Below are 11,572 nucleotides of genomic sequence, written 5' to 3'. Positions count from 1 at the left end.
GATAGAAACAGAAGCCACTGGAGCACCTCAAAAACACCATCATACACTAAATCAGTAAGTTGGCAGCATCACCCGCAAAGCCTTCATCGATTTCCATGATTAACGACCAGCGACCCAAAGGTTTGATCATCCATCCGATCCAGCCTCCATCCTGTGGTTCGCCCTTTATCCAGCCTTTATTCGCCAGCCCCATGACCCGACCACTCGGGCATTTTCTGCCTGCCCAGCGGGTCAGTTCACTGGCATTGCGCTCGGCTTCTGTCAGGGCGTAGCTGTTACGGTCGAGCTGGCGGAACGGTGGTAGCAGTTCGTGGGCGGCAAAAAGCTGACCAAAGGCGGCAGCATCCGTTGGTGATATTTCCAGAACGTGAGGAGTGCCGATAGAGATATCGCCTTCCGGCAGGGTGAAAAGATCATCGTCAGCGGTGCTGGAGCTGTTATCTTCTGCTACGCGAAAGCAAGCCAGTAGCTGGTTTTCGGCGCTATAAACGCCCCAAATCAGACGGCGGGTTAAGTGACGAACCAGCGGATGCTCAACCAGGAAGAGCTGGAAGTTTTCCAGCGACCAGCGGCGGCGCAGGCACATGGCGGATTCCAGCCTTGCTACCTGCTGGGCGGCGATGGTACGCGCATCTTTTTTCAGCAATTTGTAGCGGTTAACCGCATCGTTCGCCCGCGTTTCATCATCGCTTTTGTTCGGTTTGGGCAGGTCTTTCAGGCGGCTGCCGGAAACATCACGCACAAACGGTTTTAAGGTTTCATCAAAGCTGACGGTGAACTGCCGTGGGCCAAAATCCAGCAGCAGCGAACCGTTATCATCCAGACCGAGATCCGGTGCTAACCGATCTTCAAGCTCCGCCACCGTGAGTTCGCGGCTCTCGGCAATGTCGGCAATTTTTTCTTTTGCCCGCTCCTGTAATGCTTTGAATTTCAGTTTCTGGGCGATGCCGTTAAGCTGCATAAGGGCGATATCACTACCGATAGCAGCGAGAATATCCAACCCAACGGTGGCGCGTTTATGCTGGGATTCACCAGGCCAGGCGCGTATTAATGGCGTCAGTTTGCGGGCGGTGTCATCGTTACCGAGAACGCCTAACGCAGTGAACGCCCAACTCTCTTTCGACGGCGCGCCAGCGGTCTGCCAGGCGGTAAACAGATCCCAGGCAAATCCCGCCAGTGAGTCGGCGGAACAGACGTCTTTCACCTGCAATAATCCCGGATACAGAGCCTCTTCCTGAGGGAAGCGGAGCATTTCACCGAGGTGGAGGAGGGCGCTATCTGGCAGTGATTGGGCATTTGCTTTTAATACCGGGCGCGTCCAGAGCGATGGCTGATAAAAGGCCGGAAGAGTGGGGATTTTTGTCGGGTGATTATCTAAGGGATCGAGCGCAAGCAGAGCGTTCACCGCATCGGTTACTTCCGGCTGGTTATAACGTCGGGCGATTTCTTGCAGTAATGGCTGATGACCGTTTTCGGTAAGCATACGCAAGGCAGCGCGGGCGTTATCCTGTGCTTCACCGGCTTTGCCGAGCGCCGCAGGCAGCAGGCCGGTAAGGGCATGTTCCGGGTATTTCAACAGCCAGCTACGGGCGTTTTCGCGTAGCGTTTTCAGTTTGTTGAAGGCACGGGCGACGGCAGGAGCCAGCTCACTCGCTGCGAAGTAATTCGTGATGGGCAAGGCTTCTTGTGGATAGCGTGCAAGTGAGTTTACTAACCCAGGTAACCCTTTGAGTCCAAAATGTAACATGGAGTATTCGGTATCGGTATGTGGAGATAGGGTAAGGGCATTCCATGCTTTTACTGCTTTCTCCAGCGGCAATGTTGTCAAAATCCCCAACTGCCAATAATGCCCGGTAGGTGAATGAAACACCTTAAATTCACTTAGTAAGGTTGAATAATCTTCATTTAGCCATGCCTCAACTACCGCTTCGGGAGCTTTAATATATGTACCAGCGATCCGTCGTTGAAAACCCATCCTTGCCAACAGGTTGGTAGTACTTTCTTCATGGCTAACCGTGATGTGTTTTGAATACCAGATATATTTCGCCAAAAGTTGATTACTGATTTCTTCTGTCAGATAACAGATTGGCTCAATGCCTAATGGCGCTAAATCCAGCACCGGAATCGGCGATTTTTTCTTTTTCGAAAGCCAGGGAGGGGAGACTACTACGGCTGGCAGTAGATCGGCGCTGGCATGGTTTGAGGGCTGTGTCAGTTGTTGCTGGCATGATTTCAGTACGGCAACTGCGGGTGTCGAGAGCCAGGGAATGACCTGTTCTGCCAGTGCTGGTTGTGAGATAAGCATTGTCATTAGCATAATGCGCCAACTGTTCTCTTCTTTTTGCCCAAGAAGTTCCGTCAGTGCCGCCATTGCTGCATGTGGGAACGCAGCAATGGCTTTCGTCATCCGATCGTGACAGCGTTTAGTTTGCCCGGCTACACGTATAAGCAGTGTCAATGCGAACGGATGATTGATATGACGCAACACATCGGCGCAGTAGTCACTTGCGGCATAGGGAGCAAATCGGGGCAGGGCTGCAACACCTTGCTCCTGTAATACGGTGGCTGACCATATCGCACCACAATAGTAATCATCAAAAATGGCATATGGTTCGTGATATTTTTCTAATGAGGCAAGAATGTGCTCATCAGTCGCCACTATTTTTAACCACTCAAGCGAGGGTAATTTTTTTTGCCCCAGTAGACGCTGGGCAATTTCATGTGCAATTTCTGGTTTTTCGGGTAATAACAAAGCAATTAATGGTTGCCGCCATTCTGGAATATGTGGAATTGCGGCAATAAGTTTTTGTGCACATTTTTGCCAGAGAGACTCTTCCGTCAGTGATAAATGTTTACGTAGGCGTAATTCAAATCTGGAATATTGCTCCAAGTAGCTAGGTGCAATGCCAGACGGCAGAATAATAATGACATTATTCGCATAATCCCATTCAATATCAATCTGTTGAAGGTGTATTATTACATCAGTAGCATATTCCAGACCGCCTTCCTGGACGATCTGATCCATAACATCCTCACGCACTTTATATCTTGTGCATTTCATTTCAAGTGCCGTGAGTACAGCCATTACTGGTGATGGTAACTGTGTTGTTTTCAGGCCGTCGATCTGACTGATCGCCTGGGCGACGGTGTTTTGCCATTCTAAAGAACAGGCGCTGAAGTCAAATGTGGCTGTTTTATTATCCCGTTGCGACACACTACAGGCTAAGCGACGTAATTGGGTCAATTTGTCTGCTTGCTGAACAGGAACTCCGGGAAAGCGGCGATGACTTAACGTGGTGTGTACAACTTCGGGCGGAAAAACGACAGCAATATCTTTCGCCAGCCACGGTAAAACAGCATCTGTATTTTTGTCAGGCGCACGGGTTTCTGCTACGAAAGAGGGTTGTTCCTGAATAATGGTGGATAAGTCCGCTACCTTGAGAGAGCCCGTTACCGTTTGGGAAGGTTGCAAAGAATTATCCTTCGCTTGCTCCACATACCCCTTCTTCACCTTCTCCGCAATCAGCTTAAGTTCCGCTTTTTCCGCTGCCGCAGCATCTGAAAAACTTTTTATCTGACTTTGCCCTTTGGTGCCAACTTTTCCCCAACTGATATGCAACTCGTTTCCCTGTTGCTCCACCGCCCAGAATTTATGTGATTTTTCGTCCTGATAGATAAAGTGTCTCATTCTGCATCCCTGTAATTTTATCCAGTTGAATGCAGATGCTACCAGTATTTATGCGGGTTAGAGAGAGACAAAATCGCAAGAAAACAACTTTAGGAATTTATAAAGAAAAGGCGCTGTCGATGCAGCGCCTTGAAGGGGGATTATTTCACCTGATGACCCGGTTTAGCACCAGCATCCGGGCTTAGCAGGAAGATATCTTTCCCGCCTGGACCGGCAGCCATCACCATGCCTTCGGAGATTCCAAAGCGCATTTTACGTGGTGCCAGGTTAGCCACCATAATGGTGTGACGACCAATCAGTGCCTGCGGATCCGGGTAGGCAGAACGAATACCGGAGAAGACATTGCGTTTTTCACCGCCGAGATCCAGTGTCAGGCGCAGCAGTTTGTCAGAACCTTCAACAAACTCTGCGTTTTCGATCAGCGCTACGCGCAGGTCAACTTTGGCGAAGTCGTCAAAGGTGATGGTTTCCTGAATCGGATCATCTGCCAGTGGGCCAGTAACTGGCGCGGCAGCTGCTTTCACTTCTTCTTTAGAGGCTTCCACCAGAGCTTCAACCTGTTTCATATCGATGCGGTTATACAGCGCCTTGAACGGATTCACTTTGTGGCCCAGCAGCGGTTGCTGGATACCATCCCAGGTCAGTTCCGTATTGAGGAAGGCTTCTGCACGCTCGGTCAGTTTCGGCAGTACCGGCTTCAGGTAAGTCATCAGCACGCGGAACAGGTTGATGCCCATTGAGCAAATCGCCTGCAGGTCAGCATCGCGACCTTCCTGTTTTGCGACTACCCACGGAGCCTGTTCATCGACATAGCGGTTAGCCAGATCAGCCAGCGCCATGATTTCGCGCACAGCTTTACCAAATTCACGGCTTTCCCACGCTTCACCAATCACTTCAGCGGCATCAGTGAAGGTTTTGTACAACTGCGGGTCAGCCAGTTCGTTTGCCAGCACGCCGTCAAAACGTTTGTTGATAAAGCCCGCGTTACGGGAGGCCAGGTTAACCACTTTGTTAACGATATCGGCATTCACGCGCTGAACGAAATCCTCCAGGTTGAGATCGATATCATCAATGCGCGAAGAGAGTTTCGCAGTGTAGTAGTAACGCAGGCTGTCAGCGTCAAAATGATTCAGCCAGGTGCTGGCTTTAATAAAGGTGCCGCGAGACTTGGACATCTTCGCGCCGTTCACCGTCACATAGCCATGAACAAACAGGTTGGTCGGCTTGCGGAAGTTGCTGCCTTCCAGCATGGCAGGCCAGAACAGGCTGTGGAAGTAAACGATATCTTTACCGATGAAGTGGTACAGCTCGGCGGTGGAGTCTTTCTTCCAGTATTCATCGAAGCTTACGCTGTCGCCGCGCTTGTCGCACAGATTCTTGAAAGAACCCATGTAGCCAATCGGTGCGTCCAGCCAGACGTAGAAATATTTGCCCGGCGCGTTCGGAATTTCAAAACCAAAGTATGGCGCGTCGCGGGAGATATCCCACTGTTGCAGGCCGGATTCAAACCACTCCTGCATTTTATTTGCCACCTGCTCCTGCAACGCACCGCTGCGGGTCCATGCCTGCAACATTTCGCTGAAAGAGGGCAGATCAAAGAAGAAGTGTTCAGAATCACGCATTACCGGCGTAGCGCCAGAAACCACCGATTTCGGCTCGATCAATTCAGTCGGGCTGTAGGTCGCGCCGCAGACTTCGCAGTTATCGCCGTATTGATCCGGGGATTTACATTTCGGGCAGGTGCCTTTCACAAAACGGTCCGGCAGGAACATGCCTTTTTCCGGATCGTACAGCTGAGAGATGGTGCGGTTTTTAATAAAACCGTTCTCTTTCAGGCGAGAGTAGATAAGTTCTGACAACTGGCGGTTCTCTTCGCTGTGCGTCGAGTGATAGTTGTCATAGCTGATGTTAAAGCCTGCGAAATCAGTCTGATGCTCCTGACTCATTTCGCCAATCATCTGCTCCGGGGTGATACCAAGCTGCTGAGCTTTCAGCATGATCGGTGTACCGTGGGCATCGTCGGCGCAGATGAAGTTGACCTCGTGGCCGCGCATTCGCTGGTAACGGACCCAGACATCAGCCTGGATGTGCTCCAGCATATGGCCGAGGTGGATTGAGCCGTTAGCGTACGGCAGTGCGCACGTCACCAGAATTTTCTTCGCGACTTGAGTCATAGTAGGCATTACTTCTTAATAGTGAAAAGGGGTTAGATAGTACCAAATGGGAAAATGTTAAGTAAGTACTTCTCTATATTCTTCAGGTAAACTATCAGCTGATGGTTTATCTATACAAAAAAGGAGTCGGGATGAACGAACAATCCCAGGCCAAATCACCAGAAGCCTTGCGCGCAATGGTCGCCGGGACACTGGCCAATTTTCAGCACCCAACCCTGAAGCATAACCTCACCACGCTGAAAGCGTTGCACCATGTCGCCTGGATGGACGACACGTTGCATGTGGAACTGGTTATGCCGTTTGTCTGGCATAGCGCGTTCGAAGAGTTAAAAGAGCAATGTAGCGCCGAACTGCTGCGCATCACCGGGGCGAAAGCTATCGACTGGAAACTGTCGCATAACATAGCCACTCTGAAACGCGTGAAGAATCAGCCGGGAATTAACGGTGTGAAGAACATTATCGCGGTGAGTTCCGGTAAAGGCGGCGTGGGTAAATCGTCCACGGCGGTAAACCTGGCACTGGCGCTGGCGGCAGAAGGGGCGAAAGTCGGCATTCTGGACGCCGATATCTACGGCCCATCAATCCCAACAATGTTGGGCGCAGAAAATCAGCGTCCAACTTCGCCGGACGGTACCCATATGGCACCGATTATGTCTCATGGCTTGGCAACCAATTCAATTGGTTATCTGGTCACTGACGACAATGCGATGGTGTGGCGTGGACCGATGGCGAGCAAGGCGTTAATGCAGATGTTGCAGGAAACCTTGTGGCCGGATCTCGACTATCTGGTGCTTGATATGCCGCCAGGCACCGGTGACATTCAATTGACGCTGGCGCAAAACATTCCAGTAACCGGTGCAGTCGTGGTCACCACCCCGCAGGACATCGCGCTGATCGATGCGAAAAAAGGCATTGTGATGTTCGAGAAAGTCGAGGTTCCGGTGCTCGGTATTGTCGAGAACATGAGTGTGCATATTTGCAGTAACTGTGGTCACCATGAACCGATTTTCGGTACCGGTGGTGCAGAGAAACTGGCTGAAAAATACCATACACAGCTGCTGGGGCAGATGCCGTTACACATCTCCTTACGTGAGGATCTCGATAAAGGTACGCCAACGGTTATCAGCCGTCCGGAGAGCGAATTTACCGCTATCTACCGCCAGCTGGCTGACCGCGTTGCAGCTCAGCTCTACTGGCAGGGTGAAGTCATTCCAGGCGAGATTTCCTTCCGCGCGGTCTAACGCCTATTAACCATTCTGGTTATTCTTCATACACCGCAGAGATGTTACATTGATGCGGTGTATTAGTTTTTGCCGCATTAATGAACACTTATTTAATACTGCGAATATTCTGCGGACCTTCGTCCGAAACTCTACAAAGTCGATTGATCATACAGGCAATGCTTCATTATCATCCTTCGTGGCTGTGTAGTGGATGTACAGCTATAGTTTGTTATGCACTCATTCTATCCAGGCATAACCTTTACTACAGGGATAACGTTCAATGAATAAGTATTGGCTGTCAGGAATTATTTTTCTTGCCTATGGATTGGCTTCTCCCGCATTCTCTTCAGAGACTGCCACATTAGCGATTAATGGCAGGATCAGTCCCCCAACATGCAGTATGGCTATGGTTAATGGTCAACCTCAACAGCATTGTGGTCAGTTAACGTATAATGTTGACACCCGTCATCTGTTTTCTTCGCCCGTCAAAGGTGTAACGACAGAAGTGGTTGTTGCAGGTAGCGATAGCAAACGTCGAATCGTGTTAAATCGCTACGATTAATTTGGCAACCTGATTTTAATTGCATTTAGAAAGCCGAAATCATTTATATAAATGATTTCGGCTTTTTTATTGATATCAACAATACCATTTACATAAATCTACATTAATTGATAGATGCGATAAATAGTTAATACTCTTAAATATTTGTTGTATTTATATTGCAATGGTTAATTTGTTTTAAATCAATAAAACAATGTGTTTACATTGCGGCAACTTTTTTGATGTGAGAAATTTGTTTCCAAGAGATACAGACTCTTAACAACCAAAAATAAATTTTATTAAGGAACATATTATGAAACGTTCAATTATTGCTGCCGCTGTCTTTTCTTCTTTTTTTATGAGCGCTGGAGTATTTGCTGCAGACGTTGATACCGGAACATTAACTATTAAGGGGAATATTGCAGAATCTCCGTGTAAATTCGAAGCGGGTGGTGATTCAGTAAGTATTAATATGCCGACTGTACCAACCAGTGTCTTTGAAGGTAAAGCTAAATATTCTACCTATGATGATGCAGTCGGTGTAACCAGCAGCATGTTAAAAATTAGCTGCCCGAAAGAAGTTGCTGGTGTAAAACTCTCGTTGATTACCAACGATAAAATAACCGGTAACGATAAGGCGATAGCCAGTAGCAACGATACCGTGGGTTACTATCTCTATTTAGGTGATAACAGCGATGTCCTGGATGTTTCTGCACCTTTTAACATTGAGAGTTATAAAACAGCGGAAGGTCAATATGCTATTCCGTTTAAAGCAAAATACCTGAAACTGACAGATAACTCAGTGCAATCAGGTGATGTGTTATCTTCTCTGGTTATGCGTGTGGCGCAGGATTAATAAATAAAATTGTAAGTTTCTCCAGGTAATAAACATGGCCGCTATCCCATGGCGGCCTTTTAATTTAAGAGGCATTAAAATGAAAGGATTATTATCTTTACTCATTTTTTCTATGGTCCTTCCTGCACATGCCGGAATTGTTATCTACGGGACGCGCATTATTTACCCGGCAGAAAATAAAGAAGTGATGGTGCAGTTGATGAACCAGGGAAACCGTTCTTCGCTGCTGCAGGCGTGGATTGATGATGGCGATACGTCATTACCACCAGAAAAAATTCAGGTTCCTTTCATGTTAACGCCACCAGTGGCAAAAATAGGGGCAAATTCCGGGCAGCAAGTAAAAATCAAAATTATGCCGAATAAACTGCCCACTAATAAAGAAAGCATTTTTTATCTGAATGTTCTGGATATTCCACCAAATAGTCCAGAGCAAGAAGGTAAGAATGCACTGAAGTTTGCGATGCAAAACAGAATTAAGTTGTTTTACCGGCCAGCGGGTATTGCTCCGGTAAATAAAGCGACATTTAAAAAATTGCTGGTAAATCGCAGTGGCAATGGTTTGGTGATAAAAAATGACTCAGCTAATTGGGTGACGATTTCGGATGTCAAAGCTAATAATGTCAAAGTCAATTATGAAACTATTATGATTGCCCCCTTAGAAAGTCAGAGTGTTAATGTCAAAAGTAATAATGCAAATAACTGGCATCTGACCATTATCGATGACCATGGCAACTATATTAGTGACAAAATTTAATTGCAGGAGCTGCCTATGTTGAGAATGACCCCACTTGCATCAGCAATCGTAGCGTTATTGCTCGGCATTGAAGCTTATGCAGCTGAAGAAACCTTTGATACCCATTTTATGATAGGTGGAATGAAAGACCAGCAGGTTGCAAATATTCGTCTTGATGATAATCAACCCTTACCGGGGCAGTATGACATCGATATTTATGTCAATAAGCAATGGCGCGGGAAATATGAGATTATTGTTAAAGACAACCCGCAAGAAACATGTTTATCAAGAGAAGTTATCAAGCGGTTAGGCATTAATAGCGATAACTTCGCCAGCGGTAAGCAATGTTTAACATTTGAGCAACTTGTTCAGGGTGGGAGCTATACCTGGGATATCGGGGTTTTTCGTCTCGATTTCAGTGTCCCGCAGGCCTGGGTGGAAGAACTGGAAAGTGGCTATGTTCCACCGGAAAACTGGGAGCGGGGTATTAATGCGTTTTATACCTCTTATTATCTGAGTCAGTATTACAGCGACTATAAAGCGTCGGGTAATAACAAGAGTACATATGTACGTTTTAACAGCGGGTTAAATTTACTGGGGTGGCAACTGCATTCTGATGCCAGTTTCAGTAAAACAAATAACAATCCAGGGGTGTGGAAAAGCAATACCCTGTATCTGGAACGTGGATTTGCCCAACTTCTCGGCACGCTTCGCGTGGGTGATATGTACACATCAAGCGATATTTTTGATTCTGTTCGCTTCAGAGGTGTGCGGTTGTTTCGTGATATGCAGATGTTGCCTAACTCGAAACAAAATTTTACGCCACGGGTGCAGGGGATTGCTCAGAGTAACGCGCTGGTAACTATTGAACAGAATGGTTTTGTGGTTTATCAGAAAGAGGTTCCTCCTGGCCCGTTCGCGATTACAGATTTGCAGTTGGCCGGTGGTGGAGCAGATCTTGATGTCAGCGTGAAAGAGGCGGACGGCTCGGTAACCACCTATCTGGTGCCTTATGCAGCGGTGCCAAATATGCTGCAACCCGGCGTGTCGAAATATGATTTAGCGGCGGGTCGTAGCCATATTGAAGGGGCGAGCAAACAAAGTGATTTTGTCCAGGCGGGTTATCAGTATGGTTTTAATAATTTATTGACGCTGTATGGTGGCTCGATGGTCGCGAATAATTATTACGCGTTTACTTTGGGGGCTGGCTGGAATACACGCATTGGTGCCATTTCCGTCGATGCCACTAAGTCGCATAGTAAACAAGACAACGGCGATGTGTTTGACGGGCAAAGTTATCAAATTGCCTACAACAAATTTGTGAGCCAAACGTCGACGCGTTTTGGTCTGGCGGCCTGGCGTTATTCGTCGCGTGATTACCGGACATTTAACGATCACGTTTGGGCAAACAATAAAGATAATTATCGCCGTGATGAAAACGATGTCTATGACATTGCCGATTATTACCAGAACGATTTTGGCCGCAAAAATAGCTTTTCCGCCAATATGAGCCAGTCATTGCCAGAAGGTTGGGGGTCTGTGTCATTAAGTACGTTATGGCGAGATTACTGGGGGCGTAGCGGCAGTAGTAAGGATTATCAGTTGAGTTATTCCAACAACCTGCGACGGATAAGCTATACCCTCGCGGCAAGCCAGGCTTATGACGAGAATCATCATGAAGAGAAACGTTTTAATATTTTTATATCGATTCCCTTTGATTGGGGTGATGACGTTTCGACGCCTCGTCGGCAAATATATATGTCTAACTCAACGACGTTTGATGATCAGGGGTTTGCCTCAAATAATACGGGATTATCAGGAACAGTAGGGAGTCGGGATCAGTTCAATTATGGTGTCAACCTGAGTCATCAACATCAGGGAAATGAAACGACAGCTGGGGCGAATTTGACCTGGAACGCGCCGGTTGCGACAGTGAATGGCAGTTATAGTCAGTCGAGTACTTATCGACAGGCTGGAGCCAGTGTTTCAGGGGGCATTGTCGCCTGGTCGGGTGGCGTTAATCTGGCGAACCGTCTTTCCGAAACGTTTGCTGTGATGAATGCGCCAGGAATTAAAGATGCTTATGTCAATGGGCAAAAATATCGCACAACAAACCGTAATGGAGTGGTGATATACGACGGAATGACACCTTATCGGGAAAATCACCTGATGCTGGATGTGTCGCAAAGCGATAGCGAAGCAGAATTACGTGGCAACCGGAAAATTGCCGCCCCTTATCGCGGCGCGGTTGTACTGGTTAATTTTGATACCGATCAGCGCAAGGGTGATGCTGCCAACTTACTGATTTAGTGTATGATGGTGTTTTTGAGGTGCTCCAGTGGCTTCTGTTTCTATCA

At 47.7% G+C, this 11,572-nt stretch carries 5 protein-coding genes and 2 pseudogenes; 5 read left to right on the top strand and 2 right to left on the bottom strand.

What is annotated here, in order from left to right; genetic code table 11:
- Positions 1 to 73 precede the first annotated feature (73 nt).
- A pseudogene (locus tag RTW80_RS21240) lies at positions 74 to 3,688 on the bottom strand (DUF4132 domain-containing protein); the annotation flags it as partial.
- A 140-nt stretch (positions 3,689 to 3,828) separates the two neighbouring features.
- A complete protein-coding gene (gene metG, locus RTW80_RS21235) occupies positions 3,829 to 5,862 on the bottom strand; it encodes a methionine--tRNA ligase (RefSeq protein WP_001300883.1) in 2,034 nt (677 codons plus the stop codon).
- Positions 5,863 to 5,993: 131 nt separating this feature from the next.
- Between metG and apbC the strand changes: the two genes are divergently transcribed.
- From apbC to RTW80_RS21210, 5 genes and pseudogenes are all read left to right on the top strand, one after another.
- Positions 5,994 to 7,103, top strand: coding sequence for an iron-sulfur cluster carrier protein ApbC (gene apbC / locus RTW80_RS21230; RefSeq protein ID WP_001005448.1), 1,110 nt, complete (start codon positions 5,994 to 5,996; stop codon positions 7,101 to 7,103).
- A 262-nt stretch (positions 7,104 to 7,365) separates the two neighbouring features.
- Positions 7,366 to 7,647, top strand: coding sequence for a YehE family protein (locus tag RTW80_RS21225; protein ID WP_001324851.1), 282 nt, complete (start codon positions 7,366 to 7,368; stop codon positions 7,645 to 7,647).
- Positions 7,648 to 7,939: 292 nt separating this feature from the next.
- Positions 7,940 to 8,482: a fimbrial protein gene (locus RTW80_RS21220; RefSeq protein ID WP_000830456.1), complete on the top strand. Its 543-nt coding sequence runs from the start codon at positions 7,940 to 7,942 to the stop codon at positions 8,480 to 8,482.
- A 79-nt stretch (positions 8,483 to 8,561) separates the two neighbouring features.
- A complete protein-coding gene (locus RTW80_RS21215) occupies positions 8,562 to 9,236 on the top strand; it encodes a fimbria/pilus periplasmic chaperone (protein ID WP_000677393.1) in 675 nt (224 codons plus the stop codon).
- Positions 9,237 to 9,251: 15 nt separating this feature from the next.
- Positions 9,252 to 11,498, top strand: a pseudogene (locus RTW80_RS21210) (fimbrial biogenesis outer membrane usher protein); the annotation flags it as partial.
- Between the last annotated feature and the right edge of the window lie 74 nt (positions 11,499 to 11,572).

Origin of the sequence: Escherichia sp. AM3 (assembly GCF_032029835.1) — a bacterium.
Taxonomy (GTDB): Bacteria; Pseudomonadota; Gammaproteobacteria; order Enterobacterales; family Enterobacteriaceae; genus Escherichia; species Escherichia coli.
The sequence above is the reverse complement of the archived record's forward strand: the minus strand, read 5'-3'. Positions and strand labels throughout refer to the sequence as shown.

Bases quoted from the DNA above. Each gene is read 5' to 3' on its own strand.
- RTW80_RS21225 (WP_001324851.1), top strand. From the start codon at position 7,366: ATGAATAAGTATTGGCTGTCAGGAATTATTTTTCTTGCCTATGGATTG.
- RTW80_RS21220 (WP_000830456.1), top strand. From the start codon at position 7,940: ATGAAACGTTCAATTATTGCTGCCGCTGTCTTTTCTTCTTTTTTTATG.
- metG (WP_001300883.1), bottom strand. From the start codon at position 5,862: ATGACTCAAGTCGCGAAGAAAATTCTGGTGACGTGCGCACTGCCGTAC.
- RTW80_RS21215 (WP_000677393.1), top strand. From the start codon at position 8,562: ATGAAAGGATTATTATCTTTACTCATTTTTTCTATGGTCCTTCCTGCA.
- apbC (WP_001005448.1), top strand. From the start codon at position 5,994: ATGAACGAACAATCCCAGGCCAAATCACCAGAAGCCTTGCGCGCAATG.